Source organism: Pseudomonas sp. B21128 (assembly GCF_044218865.1).
Lineage (GTDB): Bacteria > Pseudomonadota > Gammaproteobacteria > Pseudomonadales > Pseudomonadaceae > Aquipseudomonas > Aquipseudomonas iridis.
In genome coordinates, this window is record NZ_CP162590.1 from 5,568,415 (window position 1) to 5,589,858 (window position 21,444).

Sequence of the window (21,444 nt, forward strand, 5' to 3'; positions counted from 1 at the left end):
TACCTTGTGCCTTATAAAGGCGTGGTGGAAACGCCCGCCGCAGCGTAGTTTTCAAAACTGTTCATCTGCTTGGCTATCTGCGAAATCTTGCTCGCGTAGTTCGGGTCGGTTGCGTAACCGGCCTTCTGCAACTCGCGTACAAACTGTTCTGGGTTATCGGCCGACTTCAGCACTTCTTGATAGCGATTATTGGACTGCAGCAAAGTCACCAGATCGTGGAAGCTGTCCTTGTACGAGGCATAGGAACGGAACTGGGCCGTCTCCTTGACCATCGCGCCATTGCGGAACTCGCTGGTGATTGCCCGGGCCGAATCGCCCTGCCAGTTGCTGCTCGCCTTGATACCGAACAGGTTGTGGCTGCTGCTGCCATCCTGCGCGCGCATGACCGATTTGCCCCAACCGGTTTCCAGCGCGGCTTGCGCCACCAGGTAACGCGGATCGACGCCGATACGGTCGGCGGCTTCCTTGGCCATCGGCAGCATGGTGTTGACGAATTCGTCGGCAGAGCTGAAGGCTTTCTTCGCCGGTGCCAGCGGAATCTGCGCCACCGCACGGCCGTAAACCTGCATCTGGCCGCCCGAGGCTTTCTCGGCCTCGGCACGCGCCAGCCAGTCGCCGTTGTACAGCGGGCCTGTGCCAGTGATGGCAGCAGTCGTGGCGCGTTGCGGCAATTGAGTTGCCGCCGCAGGCGTTGCCGACGGCACCAGCCCTGCGAGCAAACGATCAGCCAGTTTCGGCGGCAAGGCCAGACGGCGCTGGTTGATCAGCGCCATGTCATTGCTGTGCGCGAGCTGGGTGTTCGGCGCATGCACCGCACGCGAGGCCCACAGCGGGCGCTCGCCATTGAGGCGCGACAAAGGGCCAGTGCCGACGGTGCCGGCCGCAATCGGTGTGGCGACATTCGCGGCAGCGGCTTTCGCGGCTTCCTGCTTGGCGGCGGAGGCGGCTTCAGCCTCGCCCGGCGCCATTGGCTTGTTCTTCGACATCTGGCGCATCAGCACGTCGGCCAGGCCAATGCCACCGCCTTCGCGGGACATGGAAACGGCCAGTTGCTGGTCGTACATTTCCTGATACTGCTTGGCCGCCGGCGTGTTCAGCGGATTGTCTTCGCCCAACGCATTAGTGGCAGAGCGCATCGACTTGAGCATTTCACCGAGGAACAGCGATTCGAATTCCTGCGCAACTTTGCGCATGTTCGCATCGCTGTCCTTGTCGCCGACCTTGAGCTGATTCAGACGATTGAGATCGGAGTAGGAACCCGAATCGCTGCTGCCGACCAGACCGCTTTTGCGCATATCCATAGTGGCCGTCCTCAGATCACGATCAGATCGGCTTGCAACGCACCGGCCTGTTTCAGTGCTTCAAGAATCGCCATCAGGTCGCCCGGTGCCGCGCCAACCTGGTTCACCGCACGAACGATCTCGTCGAGGGTGGTGCCCGGGCCGAATTTGAACATCGGTTTGGCTTCCTGTTCGGCATTCACTCGCGAACGCGGCACAACAGCGGTCTGGCCGTTGGACAACGGACCTGGCTGGCTGACGATCGGGTCTTCGGTGATGGTCACGGTCAGGCTGCCGTGAGTCACGGCGGCCGGCGAAACCTTCACGTTCTGGCCGATGACGATGGTGCCGGTGCGCGAATTGATGATGACTTTGGCGACGGCCTGACCCGGATCGACTTCGAGGTTTTCCAGGATCGACAGATAGTCGACACGCTGGCTCGGATCGAGCGGCGCGGTCACGCGAATCGAACCGCCGTCGATGGCTTGTGCGACGCCAGGGCCGAGCATGTCGTTGATCTTGTCGACGATGCGTTTGGCGGTGGTGAAGTCGGAACGGTTGAGGTTCAGCGTCAGGCTGTTGCCCTGGTTGAAACCGCTCGGCACCGAACGCTCAACCGACGCACCGCCAGGGATGCGACCGGCCGACGGAACGTTGACGGTAATCTTCGAACCGTCACGACCTTCAGCGTCGAAACCACCGACAACAAGGTTGCCCTGAGCAATGGCGTAGACGTTGCCGTCGATACCCTTGAGCGGGGTCAGCAGCAGTGTGCCGCCGCGCAGGCTCTTGGAGTTACCGATCGACGAAACGGTGATGTCGACCTGCTGACCCGGCTTGGCGAACGCCGGCAGATCGGCACTGATCGACACCGCCGCGACGTTCTTCAACTGCACGTTGCCCGATCCCGGCGGCACCTTGATGCCGAACTGCGAGAGCATGTTGTTGAAGGTCTGCAGGGTGAACGGCGTCTGCGTCGTCTGGTCACCGGTGCCATTAAGCCCGACCACCAGGCCATAGCCGATCAACTGGTTGGAACGCACGCCGGAAATGCTGGCGATGTCTTTCAACCGTTCGGCGTGTGCAGTGAAGGCCACCGGCAACAACAGAGCGGCCAGCATTAGGCTTTTCAGATTCAACGTAGCCACCTAGAAAGGGAACAGCGGGCTGAGGAAGAAGCGGTCGAACCAGCCTGGCTGACTCGTGTCGGCAAACGCGCCGGTACCCGAATAGGTGATGCGAGCATCGGCGACACGAGTCGACGACACGGTGTTGTCGGTGGCGATGTCATCGGCGCGGACCATGCCGGCGATGCGCACCAGCTCGTCGCCGGTGTTCAGCGTCAGCCACTTCTCGCCGCGCACGGCGATGATGCCGTTAGGCAACACGTCGGCGACGGTTACGGTGATCGAACCGGTCAGGCTGTTGCTCTGTCCCGACTTGGCGTCACCCTTGGTCGAGCGGTCGGCGCTGTAGCCGGCGTTCAGGCTCAGGTCGCCGCCACCAATCGGGTTGTTGGTGGTCAGGCTGGAACCGAACAACGAGGTCAGACCGATCGAGTTGTCGCTGTTCTTGTCCATCTGCGAGTTGGCGTTCTTGCTCGCCTGGGTGCGCTCGTTCAGGGTGATGGTGATGATGTCACCGACCCGGAACGCCTTGCGGTCGCTGTACAGGTTCTGCTCAAAACCGGCCTGATAGATCGAGCCATTGTTGGCAGCCGCCGGCAACGGCGTGCGCGGCAACACCGGAGCGTAGTAAGGGTCATTGGGCTTGGGCGTCGGGGCGACGCAGCCCGCGAGCGAGACGACCCCACTCAATGCCAGAACAGATACAAAGCGATTCATGACCCTACCTCACGGTGTTGCAGGCGACCTCATGGCCGCCTCATAGACTTGATTACAGATTCTGCGTTACGAACGAGAGCATCTGGTCGGCGGTGGAGATCACCTTGGAGTTCATCTCGTAAGCGCGCTGAGTGGTGATCATGTTGACCATCTCTTCAACGGTGCTGACGTTGGACGTTTCCAGGGTGTTCTGCAGCGTGGTGCCGAAACCGGCCAGGCCCGGAGTACCAACCTGCGGCGCGCCGGAAGCGGCGGTTTCCAGGAACAGGTTGTTGCCCACGGCTTGCAGACCGGCCGGGTTGATGAAGTCAGCGGTCTGCAGGTTGCCGATCACTTGCGAGGCGGGATTGCCGGGCAGCGTGACGGAAACGGTGCCGTCATTGCCGACGGTGAAGGTTTGCGCGTCGTTCGGAATAACGATCGCCGGCTCCAGAGCGAAACCGCTGGCGTTGACGATCTGGCCATTGGAGTCGAGGTGGAACGTGCCGTCACGGGTGTAGGACGTGGTGCCGTCCGGCTGCAGGATCTGGAAGAAACCGCGACCGTTGATGGCCATGTCCAGCGGCTGCTCGGTGGTTTGCAGGCTGCCGGCGGTGAAGTTTTTCTGGGTGCCGACGATGCGCACACCAGTACCCACTTGCAGACCCGTCGGCAGTTCGCTGTCCTGAGTCGACTGGGCGCCTGGCTGGCGTTTGATCTGATACAGCAAGTCCTGGAACTCGGCGCGATCACGTTTGAAACCCGTGGTCGAGACGTTCGCCAGGTTGTTGGAAATGGTGGTCAGGTTGGTGTCCTGAGCGGACAGACCCGTTTTGGCAACCCATAGAGCCGGAAGCATTCGATTCTCCTCGTGCGCCTGTTTTACGGCGCGACGTTCTGATAATTAGCTGATCTGCAAGACCCGAGCCATGGCCTGGTCGTCGTCTTTGGCGGTGTTCATCATTTTGATGTGCAACTCGAACTGCTTGGCCAGGGCCAGCACCGAGGTCATCTCTTCGACGGCATTGACGTTGCTCGACTCAAGGAAACCCGACACCAGTTTGACGTTGGCATCAGCCTGCGCAGGCTGGCCGTCCTTGGTGTAGATCGAGCCGTCGAGGCCTTTATTCATGTTCTTGATGTCCGGGTTGACCAGTTTGATCCGGTCGACTTCGGCCATCACACGCGGGCCTTCGCCCATCGCACGAATACTGATGGTGCCGTCTTCACCGACTTCGATCTGCTGCTCGGGCGGCACGGCGATCGGACCGCCATTGCCCATCACCGGCATGCCGTTGCCGGCGCGCAAGACACCGAGGGCATCGACGTTGAGGCTGCCGGTGCGCACGTAGCTTTCGCCGCCGCTCGGGTTCTGCACGGCGATCCAGCCGTTGCCGGTCACGGCGACGTCCAGGTCACGCCCGGTCTGCACCAGCGAGCCCGGAGTGAAATCGGTGGCGGGCCGCTCGCTCATGGCAAACGCACGCGCCGGAAAGCTGTCACCGAACACTGGCATCGAACGCGCCTGCTCCAGGTCGCGCTGAAAACCGTTGGTGGAAATGTTCGCCAGGTTGTTGGCATGAGCCCTTTGCGCCAGCGCGTTTTGGCTCGCGCCGGTCATTGCTACATAAAGGTACTTGTCCACGCTCTTTCCTCTGCATGCCGGACGTTTGCCGCCCACTGCTGTACTGCTGAGCCATAAGCAATTTGCAGACCAACTTTTTTCTGGCAGCGCGAAGCCCGGCAAACAAAGGACTTGAGGGGGGTTGCGGGGAAAGGGGAAATGTACCGAAGTCGAAAAACCGGCGGTGTTGTGCCGGTAGGTGGCAAAGGCTGACGCCGAAGTTGTCAGTACTGCCGCTTTCGCGAGCAAGCTCGCTCCCACAGGGGAATGCATTGCAACGGTGGGAGCGAGCCTGTTTGCGAAGAGGCCATTAAAGCCAATGCAATTTTTGACTATGACTCAGACTTGCCAACCTCATACTCACGCAGTTTGTTGGCAATCGTGGTGTGCGAAACACCCAGTCGCTTGCCCAACTGCCGACTGCTCGGGTGCTCCGAATACAATCGCTCCAACACGGCTTTCTCGAAGCGCCCGACGATCTCGTCCAGCCCGCCCTCCAGCGAAAAATCGCCAAGCGGCTGACGCACGCCGTAATCCGGCAGGCGAATATGCTCGGCTTTCACCGTGCCGCCGTCACACAGCGAAACGGCCTGGAACAGCACGTTTTCCAACTGCCGCACGTTGCCCGGCCAGTGGTAATGGCTGAGCCGATCCATCGCCGCCGGCGCCAGTTTCGGCAGCGAACAGCCAATCTGCCGACTGGCCTGATCGAGGAAGTGCTCCACCAGCGGCGTCAAACCGTCGAGGCATTCGCGCAGCGGTGGAATGTGCAGCGAGAGCACGTTCAAGCGGTGATACAGATCCTGGCGAAACTCGCCCCGCGCGCACAATTCGGACAGGTCCACCTGCGTCGCGCAAATCACCCGTACATCCAGATAAACCTCTTCATCACTGCCAACGCGACGGAAGCAGCCGTCCTGCAGAAAGCGCAGCAGTTTGACCTGGAGGCGCGGACTCATTTCACCCACGCCATCGAGAAACAGCGTCCCCCCCGCCGTCAATTCCAGCAGACCAAGCTTGCCTTCGGCCCGCGCACCTTCGAACGCACCGGGGCCATAACCGAACAGTTCGGTCTCGGCCATCGACTCCGGCAGACCCGCGCAGTTGAGCGCCATCAGCGGCGACTGCCCGCGCGGACTGGCGAGGTGACAGGCGCGCGCCAGCAACTCCTTGCCCGTGCCGGTTTCGCCTTCTATCAATAGAGGTGCATCGAGTGGCGCCATTCGCCGTGCTTCACGCACCACTGCGGCCATGACTTTGGAGCTTTGGAAAATGCTGTCGAACCCGCGCAGCTCCTGCTTGCGCACGTTGTAGATGCGCTCGCCAACGCGGTCGGCGCGGTGCAGGGTCAACACCGCACCGGCCATCGCTTCGCTGTCGTCGTGTTCCGATTGCAGCGGGGCGATATCGGCCAGAAACACGTCGCCCTTGACCTTGACCCGCATGCCGTTGATTCGCGATTTATTTGCTCGCACCAGTTCCGGCAAATCGAAATCTTCGGCATAGCGCGACAGTGGAATCCCCGGCACTTCATCGACCCGCACGCCAAGCAACTGCGCCGCCGCGCGGTTGGCGGCGACAATCGAGCCGCCCATGTCGATCGACAGGACCGGAAACTCCAGCGCACCGAGCAATGCGTTCAACTCCATGTGCCGTCGCTCGCTCGGCATCAGCCCTACCCGCTTGACGCCGAACACCCCGGCAATCGCTTCGAATTTCGGCCGCAGTGCCTGGAACTGGATATTGATCAGGTTCGGGCAATGCAGATAGATCGCGTTGCCATGCTCACCGCCGACCTCGCCGCGCGCGACGTTGATCCCGTACGCCACCAGCAAATTGAGGATGTCGCGCAGGATGCCGATGCGGTTCTGGCAGTGGACTTTGATACGCATATAAATCGCCCGACTAGGATGGGTTGAATGCATCTCTGTGGGAGCGAGCTTGCTCGCGAAAGCGATTTGTCTGACTCATCAATACTGAACGGGCCGACGCATTCGCGAGCAAGTTCGCTCCCACAGCGTAATGCAGCGCGCCTTGGTGTCATTTTTCTGCTTAGGCGCACAGATAGTTGTCAAGATTATGTGACAGCCATTAGCCTTTTCAAACCCGAAATTGACCGCAAACACGATGCAGACCCAGGTTCGTAACGAATACTTTACAATTTACGCGGAATTTTCCTACGCATTCATCGTTCAACCTACTGCACACCGCCACACTCTCAGGTAATTCTGAGTCCATCGCTGGACATAACAAGAACGAATTCCCCTAGCAGGAGAGCAGTATGAAGCAGACGCAATACGTGGCCCGCGAGCCCGATGCGCAAGGTTTTATCGACTACCCCGCCGAAGAACACGCGGTGTGGAACACGCTGATCACTCGCCAACTGAAAGTGCTCGAGGGGCGTGCGTGCCAGGAGTACCTGGACGGTATCGAAAAACTCGGTCTGCCCCACGACCGCATCCCGCAACTGGGCGAGATCAACAAAGTGCTCGGCGAGACCACCGGTTGGCAGGTTGCCCGGGTCCCGGCGCTGATCCCCTTCCAGACCTTCTTCGAATTGCTCGCCAGCAAACAATTTCCGGTGGCCACGTTCATTCGCACCCGCGAAGAGCTGGATTACCTGCAAGAGCCGGACATTTTCCACGAGATTTTTGGTCACTGCCCGCTGCTGACCAACCCGTGGTTTGCCGAATTCACCCACACCTACGGCAAACTCGGCCTGCAAGCCACCAAGGAAGAGCGCGTTTATCTCGCGCGCCTGTACTGGATGACCATCGAGTTCGGCCTGGTCGACACCCCGCAAGGCAAACGCATCTACGGCGGTGGCATCCTGTCTTCGCCGAAAGAAACTGTTTATTCGCTGTCGGACGAGCCCGAGCATCAGGCATTCGATCCGCTGGAAGCGATGCGCACGCCGTATCGCATCGACATCCTGCAACCACTGTACTTTGTCCTGCCGAACCTCAAGCGCCTGTTCGATGTGGCCCATGAAGACATCATGGCCATGGTCAGACAAGGCATGCAGCTAGGTCTGCACGCGCCGAAATTTCCGCCAAAACCAAAAGCGGCGTGACCCGCCACTTTTGCTGACAAGTGAGTCTGTCAGTTGCGCCCACTTTGCTTTAGCGTGGCGGCATTGACGGCCAATATAAAAAAACACCTCCAGATTTCAGGAAACCCACCATGTCTACTTTGAACCAAGCCCACTGCGAAGCCTGCCGCGCCGATGCGCCACAAGTCAGCGACGAAGAACTGCCGATCCTGATCAAGCAGATCCCTGACTGGAACATCGAAGTTCGCGATGGCGTGATGCAACTGGAAAAACTGTTTCTGTTCAAAAACTTCAAGCACGCGCTGGCCTTCACCAACGCCGTCGGCGAGATCTCCGAGGCCGAAGGTCACCACCCGGGCCTGCTGACCGAGTGGGGCAAAGTTACCGTGACCTGGTGGAGCCACTCGATCAAAGGCCTGCACCGCAACGACTTCATCATGGCCGCGCGTACGGATGAAGTGGCCAAGACCGCTGAAGGACGCAAGTAATGCACTTTGACGCCATCGGCCGGGTACCCGGCGACCCTATCCTCGGTTTGATGGAGGCGTATGCGCAGGACCCTAACCCGCGCAAATTCGACCTGGGCGTTGGCGTCTACAAGGACGCCCAAGGCCTGACGCCGATCCCTGAAGCGGTGAAAATCGCCGAGGCGCGGCTGGTCGAAAGCCAGGACACCAAGACCTACATTGGTGGCCACGGCAATCCGTTGTTCGGCAAGGTCATCAACGAGCTGGTACTTGGTGCCGGTTCGAAACTGCTCGCCGAGCAGCGTGCAGGCGCCACTCAGACGCCGGGCGGCACCGGCGCCCTGCGTCTGGCTGCCGACTTCATCGCCCAATGCCTGCCGGGCAAAGGGGTATGGCTGAGCAATCCGACCTGGCCGATCCATGAAACCATTTTTGCGGCGGCCGGGGTCAAGGCCAGTCACTACCCTTATGTGGGCAGCGACAACCGTCTCGACGTCGAAGCGATGCTCGCGGTGCTCAATGAAGTGCCGAAGGGCGACGTGGTGTTGCTGCATGCGTGCTGCCACAACCCGACCGGTTTCGATCTGAGCCACGACGACTGGCAGCGCGTGCTGGACGTCGTGCGCAGCCGGGATTTGCTGCCGCTGATCGACTTCGCCTATCAGGGCTTTGGCGATGGCCTGGAGCAGGATGCGTGGTCAACCCGGTTATTCGCCGCTGAACTGCCTGAGCTGTTGATCACCAGTTCCTGCTCGAAAAACTTCGGCCTGTATCGCGACCGTACTGGTGCGCTGATCGTCTGCGCGAAAAGCGCCGACAAGCTCATCGACATCCGCAGCCAACTGGCCAACATCGCCCGTAATCTGTGGTCGACGCCGCCGGATCATGGTGCAGCGGTGGTCGCGACGATCCTCGCTGATCCAGAGCTCAAAGCCCGCTGGGCCGATGAAGTGGAAGCCATGCGTTTGCGTATTGCCCAATTGCGCAGCGGCCTGGTCGAAGCGCTGGAGCCGCATGGGTTGCGCGAGCGTTTTGCGCACATTGGCGTGCAGCGCGGGATGTTCTCCTACACCGGTTTGTCACCGGAGCAAGTGAAACAACTGCGCGAGCATCACAGTGTGTACATGGTGAGTTCGGGTCGGGCCAACGTTGCCGGCATCGATGCGACACGCCTGGCGCTGCTGGCCGACGCGATCGCCGACGTCTGCAAGTAACACCGCAATACCCTGTAGGAGCTGCCGCAGGCTGCGATCTTTTGATCTTTTTTAAAGCAAGATCAAAAGATCGCAGCCTGCGGCAGCTCCTGCATGGGTTTTTGCAGCAATCTTTCTTTGCTTCCCCGCCCTCCCCTGCGGCCATTTGTCGCAATAAATTGAATTAAAAGTCTGATTGTCATTTTTCCTGCTGTATCCTGCGCAGGCTTTCTGAAAGCGCGGATCTACCAGATCTATCAACAGACTTAGCGAGGAGCGCAACCATGCACGAGATTCCTAATCTCCCCTTCCCAAGCCTGCACGAGCCTGAGCAGACGACCCTGCAACAAGCCGGCGCCGCACAGGCCGAGCCTAAAGAAGCTGCTGAGAGCCGTCCGGCCGACAGCGAAGAGTAAGCAACACCCGCCGTACAGACCGTGTGGAAAGCGCTAAGATGCGCTTTCCACACTGCCTGAACCGAGCCCGCCATGACCGACGAATTCTCCGAAAGCCAAGCTGCTGTCCTGATCGGCGCCACCGAGAAAATGATCGAGATCTGGAGCCGCCTCTCTCCCGAGAAACAAGCCGCCCTGCTCGCCCGTTTCGGCAGCGAAGAAAATGCCCTCGCTGCACTGGTCACCACGCAACTGGTGGCTCCCGCCAAATCCTGAGCCTGCCGCCCGGCAAATAGTTTTACTTTTCCCGCCCCAGATTATTTCTCGCCGGTATCATGAGCAGCCTATCTATTGTGCTGCTCCCGTGGATCTTTACCCATGTCGTCCTCTATGTCCGAGCCCCAGCGCCCTATGAAGGTTACGCTGCAGGTTGTTTCCATCGTCCTCTTCACTTTTATCGGTTATCTGAACATCGGCATTCCGCTCGCGGTGCTGCCGGGCTATGTCCACAGTGATCTGGGTTTTGGCGCGGTCGTTGCCGGGCTGGTGATCAGTGTGCAATACCTCGCCACCCTGCTCAGCCGCCCGTACGCCGGCAAGATCATCGACAACAAGGGCAGCAAACTGGCCGTCATGTATGGCCTGGCCGGTTGTGGCCTTAGCGGCGTGTTCATGCTGATTTCCGCGTGGACGCCGAACCTGCCGATGCTCAGCTTGATCAGCCTGTTGATCGGGCGTCTGGTATTGGGCAGCGCGGAAAGCCTGGTCGGCTCCGGCTCGATTGGCTGGGGCATCGGCCGCGTCGGCGCAGCGAACACCGCCAAAGTCATCTCGTGGAATGGCATCGCCAGTTACGGCGCACTGGCGATCGGCGCGCCGTTCGGGGTGTGGCTGGTCAGTCGACTGGGCTTGTGGAGCATGGGCGTGAGCATCGTCTTGCTGGCCGCGCTGGGCCTGCTGCTGGCGTGGCCGAAAACCGCCGCCCCGGTGGTCGCCGGTGAGCGCTTGCCGTTCATGCATGTGCTTGGGCGGGTTTTTCCGCACGGCTGCGGACTGGCGCTGGGCTCGATTGGTTTCGGCACCATCGCCACCTTCATCACCCTGTATTACGCCACGCAGCATTGGGACAACGCGGTGTTGTGCCTGAGCCTGTTCGGCGCCAGTTTCATCGGCGCGCGGCTCTTGTTCGGCAACCTGATCAATCGCCTCGGCGGCTTCCGCGTGGCGATTGCCTGTTTGTCGGTAGAGACACTGGGGCTGTTGCTGCTGTGGCTCGCGCCGGATGCGCATTGGGCTTTGGCGGGCGCGGCACTGAGCGGTTTCGGCTTCTCGCTGGTGTTCCCGGCGCTGGGCGTAGAGGCAGTGAACCTGGTGCCTGCGTCCAGCCGGGGCGCGGCAGTCGGCGCCTACTCGCTGTTCATCGACCTGTCGCTGGGGATCACCGGGCCGTTGGCCGGGGCCATTGCTGCCGGATTCGGTTTCGCCTCGATCTTCCTGTTCGCCGCCCTCGCCGCGCTGAGTGGCCTGGCGCTGAGCGTGTACCTGTACAAGCACACGGCCAAATACCGCGAAGACTAGAAATCCACTTTGCCGCGCCCGGCCTTGATGCTGCCGCGCTTGGTTTTCGATTCGAGCCGACGCTTCTTTGAACCGAGGGTCGGCTTGGTCGGGCGACGTTTCTTCTCGACTTTGGTGGCGCTGACGATCAACTCCACCAGACGCTCCAGCGCATCGGCCCGGTTGGCCTCCTGCGTGCGGTATTGCTGGGCCTTGATGATCAACACGCCGTCGCTGGTGATGCGACTGTCGCGCAGCGCCAGCAACCGCTCCTTGTAGAACTCGGGCAAGGACGAGGCCGCGATGTCGAAGCGCAGGTGCATGGCACTGGAGACCTTGTTGACGTTCTGCCCACCCGCACCCTGGGCGCGAATGGCCGTCAATTCGATCTCGGCATCCGGCAGATGCACATTGTTGGAAATCACCAGCATGGAAAAGCGTCCGTATTCAGAGTGCGCAGGATACCTTGATTCACCTCGTCCCATGTGGGAGCGAGCTTGCTCGCGAAGACGGTGTATCAGCCAATGAGGGTTTTGAATGAACCGGCCTCTTCGCGAGCAAGCTCGCTCCCGCAGGGTTAGTGTGATCCCGAGATTGCCTTCAGAAACAAAAAACCCGGCACATTGGCCGGGTTTGTTGTTTGTGCAGCGTGCTTACTTCGCGGCAGAACCCGCCGCGTGCAGCGCCTGCTGCGCGCCACGCTTGTTCTTGATCACGTAGCAGACCCACATGAACACGACCCACACCGGAATCGCGTACACCGAGATCTGAATACCCGGGATCAACAGCATCACGCCGAGAATGAACACCACGAACGCCAGGCAAACGTAGTTGCCGTACGGATACCACAGAGCCTTGAACAACGGCGTCTGCTTGGTCTTGTTCATGTGCTGGCGGAACTTGAAGTGCGAGAAGCTGATCATTGCCCAGTTGATTACCAGGGTCGCCACAACCAGCGACATCAACAGTTCCAGCGCGTGCTGCGGGATCAGGTAATTGAGCAGCACCGCCACCAGCGTCACCGCCGCGGAGGCCAGAATCGAACGCACCGGCACGCCGCGCTTGTCGATTTTCGCCAGCGCTTTCGGCGCATCACCCTGCTCGGCCATGCCCAGGAGCATGCGGCTGTTGCAGTAGGTGCCGCTGTTGTATACCGACAGCGCAGCGGTCAGCACCACGAAGTTGAGGATGTGCGCGGCGGTGTTGCTGCCGAGCATCGAGAACACCTGCACGAACGGGCTACCGCTATAGGAATCGCCAGACGCGTTGAGGGTTGCCAGCAGGCTGTCCCATGGGGTCAACGACAGCAGGATCACCAGGGCGCCGATGTAGAAAATCAGGATTCGGTAGATCACCTGATTGATCGCTTTCGGGATCACGGTTTTCGGTTTGTCGGCCTCGGCGGCGGTGAAACCGAGCATTTCCAGCCCGCCGAACGAGAACATGATAATCGCCATGGCCATCACCAGACCGCTGACGCCATTGGGGAAGAAACCACCGTGAGACCACAGGTTGCTGACCGAGGCTTGCGGGCCACCGTTGCCGCTGACCAGCAAGTAGCTGCCGAGGGCAATCATGCCGACAATCGCCACGACCTTGATGATCGCGAACCAGAATTCGGCTTCACCGAAGACTTTGACGTTGGCCAGGTTGATCAGGTTGATCAGCACGAAGAACCCGGCAGCAGACACCCAGGTCGGGATATCCGGTGCCCAGTAGTGGATGTACTTGCCGACCGCGGTCAGCTCCGACATGCCCACCAGAATGTACAGAATCCAGCAGTTCCAGCCCGACAGGAAACCGGCAAAACCGCCCCAGTACTTGTGCGCGAAATGGCTGAAGGAACCGGCCACCGGCTCTTCGACGATCATCTCGCCCAACTGGCGCATGATCATGAAGGCGATGAAGCCGCAGATGGCGTAGCCGAGGATCATCGACGGGCCGGCGGATTTCAGGACCCCGGCCGAGCCGAGGAACAATCCGGTACCGATCGCGCCACCGAGGGCGATCAGTTGAATGTGTCGATTTTTCAGGCCGCGTTTCAGCTCGCCTGATTGCGAGGGTTGTGCACTCATGAAAAAGGTCTCACGCAAGGTTTGATGATGTTCAGTAGACGTTGCTGCAAGGTTGCGATTTCAAGCAGCCCCGATCAAACCCCAGCGCAGGCACCAGGAGTTCAGCTTTTTTACAACGGTCATGCGTCACCTGTTTGTTTTTATCTGTGACGAAATCGAACCCGATACGCTTGTGGCGCGGCGGAGTGAACAAGGCGTATAGCCTTGAGATTCATGCGATTACGCAGAGGGTCACAGTTAAAACGCGGCGCATTGTACACCGCTAACCCCCTGCCGCCAGACCCCGCTGGATCAGCGTGTCGGTTGCCGGGATTGCGTGTGTCCGCCTCGAGACGCTCGAGCGGCTGCAAAAATTGAGTCAGGCCTTTGCGGGCCATCGACGGGAACGGCAGGAAAGCCGTCCCACGGTGAGAAGTGGAAATCAGTCACGGCGTTCATTGCGCCTCCTTCTTGTTATGCACCTGCACGGCAGGCATGAGGCGCATCTCACCCTTCAAACGCCTCTGAAACAAGCGCGCCAGAGCCTTGCACAGCTCCCGGCCGATAGGGCTTCGGCAGGTTTTCCTTACAGCTTGGGTATCAGGCTCCTTTCACTGGTGTTCACCGTAGTTTTCGTAAACATTTATTTACAGCGCGTAACGAAGAGTTTCCATTTCAGAAATTTCTGTCAGACGTCTGCAAATTGACGGTAGCTAGCTTGCTAACGATCCGAACACTTAGTTTTTTGTTTTTAAATAAGAAAACAGCTGCCAAAAAACAGAATAAAAAATCTATTTAAAAATTAAATGAATGATTTTTTGCATTATAAAAATCCCTGAACTAGGTTCTTCACGTCTCGCCGGGCAACTCGACCGGCCAGTCACAACCGTGAAAGTCATCTAGGAGATCGACCATGCAAGCATTCGAAAAAGACTTGGATAGCGAACTGCAACTGGACGAATGGTTTGAAGCACCGACCCACGAGGCCGCCGTAGAAATGATGCAAGCCGACGCGGTCGTTCCGTTCGGCACGGCGATGTGGCCTCTGTAAAGACATCACCGGGCAGGCACGATCGGGCCGGTCGTGCCTGCCGCTTTCTTCACGGTCAGTCAGGGAGGACTCATGGATAAGCCCCGCGCGATCTCGCATTTCCTTTACTACCTCGAACATCATCCAGCCCTCGCCGGTCTCGACTCGGCGCAGGTATTGCTCGGCCACACCGCCGATTACGAAGCCCTGACCGGCGCGATCGCCGAACAGGCCGGCGATCATCCGCGTTTCAACTTCAGCGCCCGGCGCCTGGACCTGGAAAGCACCGCAGCGCTGACCTCGGCGATAACCGACAGCGATCTGTACATTTTCTTCTACGACTCTTCCACCCTGCCCAACCCGCGCCCCGACGGCCCGGAGTTTGTCCGCGCGCTGCAAACGGTCATGGCGCAGAACTGGAAGAAGTCGCTGCTGTTCAAGGATTACGGCGATTATTTCTACGACACGTTCAGCGTCACGCCGCAGCGAATTGCCGGACTGAACAGCCACCTGATCCAGCGCATGTCCCAGGCCACTACGCTGAGTTTCAAGGACGACCACGGCTCATGGTTTGAAACGCCCATGAGCAGCATCAAGAAGTGGACCGACATCAACGGCATCGGCAACTTCGACCTGGCCCCCGGTGAAATCGCCACCCACAGCGAAGAAATCAACGGCCATGTGAAGTTCAAGGGCACCTTCCTCAGCACCATTCCGTTTGCGCGCAAGTACGGCGTGCTGGAGTCGCCGCTGGAACTGTGGATCGAAAACTCGACCATCAGCCGCATCGCCACGGATGTGCCGGGCCTGGAGCATGACTTCAACAAATACCTGGATGCGAATCCGTCGAACCGGCGGATCGAGGAACTGGGGATTGGTACCAACGAAGGCGTGAAAGACCTGTATGCACGCAACGCCGGGTTCGAGGAACGCCATTGTGGCTTGCATCTGGGGCTCGGTGGCGGGGCCAAGGGCAGCCATCACCTGGACCTGATCTTCTCGGGTGGAGTGTTGGCGCTGGATGACAAGCCGGTGTTTGATGGGCGGTTTGTATTCTGATCCAGATTTTTTCTACAAGGCTACCGGCCTCTTCGCGAGCAAGCTCGCTCCCACAGGGGATAACATTCCAACTGTGGGAGCGAGCTTGCTCGCGAAGGCGGCCTTGCAGAAGCTACATAACTTTCGCCAGACGAAAAAAAATGCCAACCTTGCGGTTGGCGTTTCTGCTTTAACTTGAAGCTTGCCGCTAGAAGCTCACAGCTGACTTATTCCGGTTTCTTGCGACCGAAACCCGGACGCTGGCCGGAACCGGCCGGTGCGCCGCGACGCTTGCCCGATGGCTTGTCGTCGGCCAGTTTGATCCCCGGACGCTTCGGTGCAGGCTTGGCCGGACGCTTGTTGGTGGTGTCCGCTGGACGATCGGCCACTGGCGTGCCACGACCGGCAGGTGCACCCCGCTCGCCTCGCTCGGTGCGACCGTTGGCCGGACGCGGAGCGCGCTCGCCGTCACGGGCAACTGGCTTGCGGGCCGGACGCTCGCCTTCGATGTGCGGCTCGCGCGATGGACGCGGGCCGGTCGGAGCGCCAGCGGCAGGACGCAACGTACGCACGCGCTCGGTCTTGCCCATCGGGCGCGACGATTTGCGCTGCAGACGCTCAAGCTTGTCTTTGCTCTTGGCGTTCAGTTGCGGCATCGCCACCGGCGTCAGCCCCACTTCAGCACTCAGAATGTCGACTTCGTACTGGCTCATTTCGCGCCAGCGGCCCATCGGCAGATCGGAGTTGAGGAACACCGGGCCGAAACGCACGCGCTTCAGACGGCTGACCACCAGGCCCTGAGATTCCCACAGACGACGAACCTCACGGTTACGACCTTCCATCACCACGCAGTGATACCAGTGGTTGAAGCCTTCGCCACCCGGCGCCTGCTTGATGTCGGTGAACCTGGCCGGACCGTCTTCCAGTACCACGCCCGCCTTCAGGCGCTCGATCATTTCGTCATCGACTTCACCGCGTACACGCACGGCGTACTCGCGGTCCATCTCGTACGACGGATGCATCAGACGGTTGGCCAATTCACCATCGGTGGTGAACATCAGCAGACCGGTGGTGTTGATGTCGAGACGACCGATGTTGATCCAGCGCCCTTCTTTCGGACGCGGCAGCTTGTCGAACACGGTCGGACGGCCTTCCGGGTCGTCACGGGTGCAGATCTCGCCATCGGGTTTGTTGTACATGATCACGCGGCGTACCGATTCGGCAGCCTCTTCACGCTTGATCACTTTGCCATCAATGGTGATGGCGTCGAGAATGTCGACGCGCAGACCGAGGGTGGCGTCTTTGCCATTGACCTTGATCCGGCCCTGGGTGATCCAGGCTTCCACGTCACGGCGCGAGCCGACGCCGATACGGGCGAGGACTTTCTGCAGTTTCTCGCCTGCTGGGCCGATTTCCTGGTCGTCTTTCTGATTGATGTCACTCATCTGGGCACCTCCCGGTGTGGTCTGTTCAGACGTCCTGAGCCGGGCGTCTGAAGCATTGGAATCTGGGTTCTTCACCGAAGGGATCGGCGAAGGGTCGCGAATCATACGCGGATGTGCGGCATCGCGCATCAGAGACTAGTCGATCAGGCCAAGGTTATTTCTTTTTCCGCCGACCGGCGCCACCAAGTTTGATCAAGCGCAACGCGGCTTCGGCCAGTACAGTGCGCTTGTCGTCCTTGTCGAGTTTCTTCCAGGCCTTGATTTCGCGCTTGCTGCGCCCGCAACCGAGGCAGATGTCGTCGGTGAATTTGCAGAGGCTGATGCAGGGGTCTTTGGTTGAGCTCATACATTTTCCCGGATCGACACATGACCCTGTGGGAGCGGGCTTGCCCGCGAAGGCGTCAGATCAGTCAGCGATGACGTTGAATGTGCCGGCCTCTTCGCGGGCAGGCTCGCTCCCACAGGGGCAACAGCGTTCTTGAGGAAGGATCAGTCCTCGAACTCGCGGCGTTCGGCCTCGATGGCTTCGGCCAGGGCGCGGGCTTCGGCTTCTTCTTCGCTCAACTCCGGTTCGGGTTCTGGCGCGGATGGCTCCAGAGCCGCCACGGCAGCGAGCAGTTTTTCCCGAGCTTCGGCTACGCCCAGAATGTCCTTTTCAGGTTCGGCTTGCGGCTCTTCTTCGAGTTCAACTTCGTTCACCGGCTCGACAGTTTCGGCCTCGGTCGACGGTGCTTCGGCATCGGCGCCATCGCGCAACAGATCGTCGAAGTCGGTCTTGATCCCCTCTTCCATGGTGTCCAGTTCCAGCAACAGCGTATGGAAACTGGTTTCTTCCTTCTCTTCCTCCGGCTCGGCGCTGGCGTCGGCCAGCTCCTGCAAACCTTGCGGCACCGGGGCATCGTCGAAATCGAGGATCGGGTCGGCTTCCATCTCGCGCAGTTCGGCCAGCGGTGGCAGGTCTTCCAGATTCTTCAGGTTGAAGTGATCGAGAAACCCCTTGGTGGTGGCGAACATGGCTGGCTTGCCGGGCACATCGCGGTAGCCGACGACGCGGATCCACTCGCGTTCAAGCAAGGTTTTGACAATGTTGCTGTTGACCGCTACGCCCCGTACGTCTTCGATCTCGCCACGGGTGATGGGCTGGCGATAGGCGATCAGCGCGATGGTTTCCAGCAACGCCCGGGAATAACGCTGCGGCCGCTCTTCCCACAGGCGCCCGACCCACGGCGAAAACTTCTCGCGGATCTGCAAGCGATAGCCGGACGACACCTCTTTGAGCTCGAACGCCCGGCCCTCGCAGGACTTGCCCAACAGGGTCAGGGCTTTCTTGAAGACTGCCGGTTCAGGCCGTTCGCCTTCTTCGAACAATTCAAAAAGGCGCTCAAGGGATTGCGGCTTTCCCGAGGCCAACAGAAAGGCTTCAAGCAGGGGCGCCAGCTCGCGGGGTTCAGTCAGGTTCATGTTTCGACTCGTTATTCGGCTCGGGCTCGCACGTGGATCGCGGCGAACGGCTCATTCTGCACCAGCTCGACCAAGGATTCCTTGACCAGCTCAAGGATCGCCATAAAGGTCACCACTACACCCAGGCGACCTTCTTCGGCGGTAAACAGCTCGACGAACGGCACAAAACCACCGCCCTTGAGCCGCTCCAGCACATCGCTCATGCGTTCGCGGGTGGACAGCGCTTCGCGGCTGACCTGATGGCTTTCAAACATGTCGCCACGGCGCAGCACTTCGGCCATGCACATCAAAATCTCTTCCAGCGCCACGTCGGGCAACAGCTTGCGCGCCCGGGCTTCGGGGGCGTCAAGCTTGGGCACGACCACATCACGGCCAACCCGGCTCAAGCCGTCGATGCCTTCAGCAGCAGCCTTGAAACGCTCGTACTCCTGCAGGCGACGGATCAGTTCGGCGCGCGGGTCGTCCTCCTCCGCCTCGACGGTTTCGGCCCGCGGCAGAAGCATGCGCGATTTGATCTCGGCGAGCATCGCGGCCATCACCAGATACTCGGCGGCCAGTTCCAGACGCACCGACTGCATCAACTCGACGTAGCCCATGTACTGGCGAGTGATTTCCGCCACCGGAATGTCGAGGATGTTGATGTTCTGTTTGCGGATCAGGTACAGCAGCAGGTCGAGCGGGCCTTCGAAGGCCTCAAGAAAGACTTCCAGCGCATCCGGCGGAATGTACAGGTCCAGCGGCATTTCCATGACCGCCTGGCCGTAGACCATGGCGAACGGCAGCTCCTGCTGGGCGCCGGCCTGAGGATCGGCGACGGTTTCCACTGCGGACATTCAGGCCTCGACCATGAACGGGGTCGGATCGCCGCAACCGACGCGGACTACTTCAGGATCGTCGCCCGTCAGGTCAATCACGGTGGAAGCCTTGATGCCGCCAAAACCGCCGTCGATGATCAGGTCCACTTGATGCTCAAGCAATTGACGCATTTCGTATGGATCGGTCAGTGGATCTTCATCACCGGGCATGATCAGCGTCACGCTCATCAGCGGCTCGCCAAGTTCGGCCAGCAGCGCCAGCGCAATCGGGTGGCTGGGAACGCGCAAACCGATGGTGCGCTTCTTCGGGTGCAGTAGCAGGCGCGGCACTTCACGGGTGGCGTTGAGAATGAAAGTGTAAGGCCCCGGCAAATGCGCCTTGAGAATACGGAAAGTGCCGGTGTCGATCTTGGCGTAGTTGCCCAGTTGCGACAGGTCGCTGCAGATCAGCGCGAAGTTGTGCTTTTCGTCGAGCTGACGCAGGCGTCGAACGCGCTCGATGGCGGTCTTGTCGCCGATCTGGCAACCGATGGCGTAGGAAGAGTCGGTGGGATAAATCACCACCCCGCCCTTGCGGATGATCTCGACCGCCTGTTTGATCAGGCGCGCTTGCGGGTTTTCCGGATGTATCTGGAAAAATTGACTCACGTTCTCTACCTGTTCAGACGGCGGCAATAACTGTGTCATGTTTGAACCGACACCACAGGGGTGGAAGGTCCTCGGGAACCGGCCGGTACTGGCCGATCTCGGACCAACCTCCAGGGCCATGAAAATCACTGCCGGCGCTGACCAGCAGACCGAACTCACGGGCAAGGATTGCCAGGCTGCCCACCTGTTCCGCGGGCTGATGGCCATTGACCACCTCGATTGCATGCCCGCCTGCTTGAATATAGTCGGCAATCAGCTTTCGGCGTTTGCTGCGGGTGAAATCGTAGTGCCACGGATGCGCCAGGCTGACCCAGGCACCGGCGGCGCGCAGTGTGCCAACGGTGTCTTCAAGTGTCGGCCAGTGTTGTTTGACGTCGCCCAGCTTGCCCGCGCCCAGCCACTTGCGGAAGGCTTCGGCGCGATCCTTTACAAAACCTTCGCGGACCATCCAGTCGGCGAAATGCGGGCGGGCCGGGGCATTGCCGCTGTCGCCCAGCTCCTGCTGGATCTGCCTCGCACCCTCGAGGGCACCGGGCATGCCCTTGAGGGCGAGCTTGCGGCTTATTTCTTCCGACCGCAGCCAACGCCCATCGTGCAATCTGGCGATCGCCTCGACCAACGGTGCAGCATTGACGTCGAAACCGTAACCCAACACATGAATGGTCGCCCCGCCCCAAGTGCAGGACAACTCGACGCCGTTGACCAGTTGCATCCCCAGTTCGGTCGCAGCCGTGCGCGCTTCGGCGAGGCCTTCGAGGGTGTCGTGGTCGGTCAGGGCCAGGACTCGCACGCCGTTCTCGAACGCACGCGCAACCAGAACCGCAGGCGCCAGGGCGCCATCGGAGGCCGTGCTATGGCAGTGCAAATCAACATTCACGGAGAGTTGTAACCTCAAATCAGCGAGCGCTATCGCGCGCCCATATGTTTGTTATTATGCCGCCACATCCAGCTTCTGGCTCTCACTGTGAAACAATTCATCGATTTCATCCCGCTTTTGCTGTTCTTCATCGTTTACAAACTTGATCCACGGGTCGTCGACATCGCCGGCCATGAAGTGACTGTAGGCGGTATTTACAGCGCCACCGCGATGCTGATCATCAGCTCCCTGGTGGTGTACGGCGCGCTTTTCATCCAACAGCGCAGGCTGGAAAAGAGCCAATGGCTGACCCTGATCGCCTGCCTCGTATTCGGCAGCCTGACACTGGCGTTCCACAGCGAGACCTTCCTGAAATGGAAAGCCCCGGTGGTCAACTGGCTGTTTGCCGTCGCCTTCATCGGCAGCCACTTCATCGGTGACCGCCTGCTGATCAAACGCATCATGGGCCACGCGCTGACCCTGCCGGACCCGGTCTGGACCCGTCTGAACATCGCCTGGATCGCCTTTTTCCTGTTCTGCGGGGCCGCCAACCTGTTCGTCGCCTTTACCTTCCAGAGCATCTGGGTGGACTTCAAGGTGTTCGGCAGCTTGGGCATGACTGTGCTGTTCCTGGTCGCGCAGGGCATTTACCTGTCCCGTCACCTGCATGACGCCGATACCACAACACCAAAAACCGAGGACTGAC

23 protein-coding genes are annotated in these 21,444 nt (G+C 59.9%); 9 read left to right on the forward strand and 14 right to left on the reverse strand.

Features of this window, described 5'->3' with window-relative positions:
• Nucleotides 1-11: 11 nt before the first annotated feature.
• The 6 genes from flgJ to AB4P91_RS25160 form a co-directional block, all read right to left on the reverse strand.
• The gene (flgJ, locus tag AB4P91_RS25135) at nt 12-1,301 is read right to left on the reverse strand and encodes a flagellar assembly peptidoglycan hydrolase FlgJ (protein ID WP_395603924.1); all 1,290 of its coding nucleotides are present in this window, start codon (nt 1,299-1,301) and stop codon (nt 12-14) included.
• 11 nt (nt 1,302-1,312) lie between these two features.
• Nucleotides 1,313-2,401, reverse strand: coding sequence for a flagellar basal body P-ring protein FlgI (locus AB4P91_RS25140; RefSeq protein ID WP_224450856.1), 1,089 nt, complete (start codon nt 2,399-2,401; stop codon nt 1,313-1,315).
• A gap of 27 nt (nt 2,402-2,428) precedes the next feature.
• On the reverse strand, nt 2,429-3,124 hold the full coding sequence (gene flgH / locus AB4P91_RS25145; RefSeq protein WP_042558188.1) for a flagellar basal body L-ring protein FlgH: 696 nt from the start codon (nt 3,122-3,124) through the stop codon (nt 2,429-2,431).
• 52 nt (nt 3,125-3,176) lie between these two features.
• The gene (flgG, locus tag AB4P91_RS25150) at nt 3,177-3,962 is read right to left on the reverse strand and encodes a flagellar basal-body rod protein FlgG (RefSeq protein ID WP_150594283.1); all 786 of its coding nucleotides are present in this window, start codon (nt 3,960-3,962) and stop codon (nt 3,177-3,179) included.
• A 45-nt stretch (nt 3,963-4,007) separates the two neighbouring features.
• On the reverse strand, nt 4,008-4,748 hold the full coding sequence (locus tag AB4P91_RS25155; protein ID WP_150594284.1) for a flagellar basal body rod protein FlgF: 741 nt from the start codon (nt 4,746-4,748) through the stop codon (nt 4,008-4,010).
• A gap of 311 nt (nt 4,749-5,059) precedes the next feature.
• Nucleotides 5,060-6,619: a sigma-54-dependent transcriptional regulator gene (locus AB4P91_RS25160; RefSeq protein ID WP_150594285.1), complete on the reverse strand. Its 1,560-nt coding sequence runs from the start codon at nt 6,617-6,619 to the stop codon at nt 5,060-5,062.
• Between the two features lie 389 nt (nt 6,620-7,008).
• Here AB4P91_RS25160 and phhA point away from each other — a divergent pair, with 389 nt between their 5' ends.
• The 6 genes from phhA (at nt 7,009) to AB4P91_RS25190 (ending at nt 11,412) form a co-directional block, all read left to right on the forward strand.
• Nucleotides 7,009-7,800, forward strand: a complete 792-nt coding sequence (gene phhA / locus AB4P91_RS25165) for a phenylalanine 4-monooxygenase (protein WP_042558184.1) — start codon at nt 7,009-7,011, stop codon at nt 7,798-7,800.
• Between the two features lie 110 nt (nt 7,801-7,910).
• Nucleotides 7,911-8,267: a 4a-hydroxytetrahydrobiopterin dehydratase gene (locus AB4P91_RS25170; RefSeq protein ID WP_042558183.1), complete on the forward strand. Its 357-nt coding sequence runs from the start codon at nt 7,911-7,913 to the stop codon at nt 8,265-8,267.
• Nucleotides 8,267-9,460 (forward strand): amino acid aminotransferase, encoded by a 1,194-nt coding sequence (locus AB4P91_RS25175; protein WP_042558182.1) that lies wholly within the window; start codon nt 8,267-8,269, stop codon nt 9,458-9,460. Before AB4P91_RS25170 ends, AB4P91_RS25175 begins: the two co-directional genes overlap by 1 nt.
• A gap of 263 nt (nt 9,461-9,723) precedes the next feature.
• Nucleotides 9,724-9,855, forward strand: coding sequence for a hypothetical protein (locus AB4P91_RS25180; protein ID WP_263596249.1), 132 nt, complete (start codon nt 9,724-9,726; stop codon nt 9,853-9,855).
• A 72-nt stretch (nt 9,856-9,927) separates the two neighbouring features.
• Nucleotides 9,928-10,110, forward strand: coding sequence for a hypothetical protein (locus AB4P91_RS25185; RefSeq protein ID WP_150594287.1), 183 nt, complete (start codon nt 9,928-9,930; stop codon nt 10,108-10,110).
• A 114-nt stretch (nt 10,111-10,224) separates the two neighbouring features.
• On the forward strand, nt 10,225-11,412 hold the full coding sequence (locus tag AB4P91_RS25190) for an MFS transporter (protein ID WP_191624054.1): 1,188 nt from the start codon (nt 10,225-10,227) through the stop codon (nt 11,410-11,412).
• Here the strand turns inward: AB4P91_RS25190 and arfB are convergent.
• Nucleotides 11,409-11,822, reverse strand: a complete 414-nt coding sequence (arfB, locus tag AB4P91_RS25195) for an alternative ribosome rescue aminoacyl-tRNA hydrolase ArfB (RefSeq protein WP_042558179.1) — start codon at nt 11,820-11,822, stop codon at nt 11,409-11,411. The two genes, AB4P91_RS25190 and arfB, sit on opposite strands and share 4 nt — an antisense overlap.
• Nucleotides 11,823-12,044: 222 nt before the next feature.
• A complete protein-coding gene (locus tag AB4P91_RS25200) occupies nt 12,045-13,466 on the reverse strand; it encodes an amino acid permease (protein ID WP_150687851.1) in 1,422 nt (473 codons plus the stop codon).
• An 892-nt stretch (nt 13,467-14,358) separates the two neighbouring features.
• Between AB4P91_RS25200 and AB4P91_RS25205 the strand changes: the two genes are divergently transcribed.
• Together AB4P91_RS25205 and AB4P91_RS25210 are read left to right on the forward strand one after the other, a co-directional pair.
• Entirely contained in the window at nt 14,359-14,496 is a 138-nt protein-coding gene (locus AB4P91_RS25205; RefSeq protein ID WP_191624048.1) for a hypothetical protein, read from the forward strand.
• Nucleotides 14,497-14,568: 72 nt separating this feature from the next.
• A complete protein-coding gene (locus tag AB4P91_RS25210) occupies nt 14,569-15,534 on the forward strand; it encodes a leucyl aminopeptidase (RefSeq protein ID WP_395603925.1) in 966 nt (321 codons plus the stop codon).
• 206 nt (nt 15,535-15,740) lie between these two features.
• Here AB4P91_RS25210 and rluB read toward each other — a convergent pair whose 3' ends face one another.
• From rluB to AB4P91_RS25240, 6 genes are all read right to left on the reverse strand, one after another.
• A complete protein-coding gene (gene rluB, locus AB4P91_RS25215; protein WP_150594291.1) occupies nt 15,741-16,958 on the reverse strand; it encodes a 23S rRNA pseudouridine(2605) synthase RluB in 1,218 nt (405 codons plus the stop codon).
• Nucleotides 16,959-17,112: 154 nt separating this feature from the next.
• Nucleotides 17,113-17,304, reverse strand: a complete 192-nt coding sequence (locus AB4P91_RS25220) for a DUF1289 domain-containing protein (RefSeq protein ID WP_007919669.1) — start codon at nt 17,302-17,304, stop codon at nt 17,113-17,115.
• A gap of 143 nt (nt 17,305-17,447) precedes the next feature.
• Nucleotides 17,448-18,419, reverse strand: a complete 972-nt coding sequence (scpB, locus tag AB4P91_RS25225) for an SMC-Scp complex subunit ScpB (protein ID WP_395603926.1) — start codon at nt 18,417-18,419, stop codon at nt 17,448-17,450.
• Between the two features lie 11 nt (nt 18,420-18,430).
• The gene (locus AB4P91_RS25230; RefSeq protein WP_181818527.1) at nt 18,431-19,129 is read right to left on the reverse strand and encodes a ScpA family protein; all 699 of its coding nucleotides are present in this window, start codon (nt 19,127-19,129) and stop codon (nt 18,431-18,433) included.
• A 123-nt stretch (nt 19,130-19,252) separates the two neighbouring features.
• On the reverse strand, nt 19,253-19,882 hold the full coding sequence (locus AB4P91_RS25235) for an L-threonylcarbamoyladenylate synthase (RefSeq protein WP_041478985.1): 630 nt from the start codon (nt 19,880-19,882) through the stop codon (nt 19,253-19,255).
• A 13-nt stretch (nt 19,883-19,895) separates the two neighbouring features.
• On the reverse strand, nt 19,896-20,759 hold the full coding sequence (locus AB4P91_RS25240; RefSeq protein ID WP_150594294.1) for a PHP domain-containing protein: 864 nt from the start codon (nt 20,757-20,759) through the stop codon (nt 19,896-19,898).
• An 87-nt stretch (nt 20,760-20,846) separates the two neighbouring features.
• On the opposite strand from AB4P91_RS25240, the gene AB4P91_RS25245 reads away from it, so the two are divergent.
• The gene (locus tag AB4P91_RS25245) at nt 20,847-21,443 is read left to right on the forward strand and encodes a septation protein A (protein WP_395603927.1); all 597 of its coding nucleotides are present in this window, start codon (nt 20,847-20,849) and stop codon (nt 21,441-21,443) included.
• Nucleotide 21,444: the final 1 nt, after the last annotated feature.

Bases quoted from the DNA above. Each gene is read 5' to 3' on its own strand.
- flgH (WP_042558188.1), bottom strand. From the start codon at position 3,124: ATGAATCGCTTTGTATCTGTTCTGGCATTGAGTGGGGTCGTCTCGCTC.
- AB4P91_RS25140 (WP_224450856.1), bottom strand. From the start codon at position 2,401: ATGCTGGCCGCTCTGTTGTTGCCGGTGGCCTTCACTGCACACGCCGAA.
- AB4P91_RS25175 (WP_042558182.1), top strand. From the start codon at position 8,267: ATGCACTTTGACGCCATCGGCCGGGTACCCGGCGACCCTATCCTCGGT.
- AB4P91_RS25160 (WP_150594285.1), bottom strand. From the start codon at position 6,619: ATGCGTATCAAAGTCCACTGCCAGAACCGCATCGGCATCCTGCGCGAC.
- AB4P91_RS25185 (WP_150594287.1), top strand. From the start codon at position 9,928: ATGACCGACGAATTCTCCGAAAGCCAAGCTGCTGTCCTGATCGGCGCC.
- AB4P91_RS25190 (WP_191624054.1), top strand. From the start codon at position 10,225: ATGTCCGAGCCCCAGCGCCCTATGAAGGTTACGCTGCAGGTTGTTTCC.
- AB4P91_RS25170 (WP_042558183.1), top strand. From the start codon at position 7,911: ATGTCTACTTTGAACCAAGCCCACTGCGAAGCCTGCCGCGCCGATGCG.
- phhA (WP_042558184.1), top strand. From the start codon at position 7,009: ATGAAGCAGACGCAATACGTGGCCCGCGAGCCCGATGCGCAAGGTTTT.
- AB4P91_RS25200 (WP_150687851.1), bottom strand. From the start codon at position 13,466: ATGAGTGCACAACCCTCGCAATCAGGCGAGCTGAAACGCGGCCTGAAA.
- flgG (WP_150594283.1), bottom strand. From the start codon at position 3,962: ATGCTTCCGGCTCTATGGGTTGCCAAAACGGGTCTGTCCGCTCAGGAC.
- AB4P91_RS25205 (WP_191624048.1), top strand. From the start codon at position 14,359: ATGCAAGCATTCGAAAAAGACTTGGATAGCGAACTGCAACTGGACGAA.
- arfB (WP_042558179.1), bottom strand. From the start codon at position 11,822: ATGCTGGTGATTTCCAACAATGTGCATCTGCCGGATGCCGAGATCGAA.
- rluB (WP_150594291.1), bottom strand. From the start codon at position 16,958: ATGAGTGACATCAATCAGAAAGACGACCAGGAAATCGGCCCAGCAGGC.
- scpB (WP_395603926.1), bottom strand. From the start codon at position 18,419: ATGAACCTGACTGAACCCCGCGAGCTGGCGCCCCTGCTTGAAGCCTTT.
- AB4P91_RS25220 (WP_007919669.1), bottom strand. From the start codon at position 17,304: ATGAGCTCAACCAAAGACCCCTGCATCAGCCTCTGCAAATTCACCGAC.
- AB4P91_RS25180 (WP_263596249.1), top strand. From the start codon at position 9,724: ATGCACGAGATTCCTAATCTCCCCTTCCCAAGCCTGCACGAGCCTGAG.
- flgJ (WP_395603924.1), bottom strand. From the start codon at position 1,301: ATGGATATGCGCAAAAGCGGTCTGGTCGGCAGCAGCGATTCGGGTTCC.
- AB4P91_RS25210 (WP_395603925.1), top strand. From the start codon at position 14,569: ATGGATAAGCCCCGCGCGATCTCGCATTTCCTTTACTACCTCGAACAT.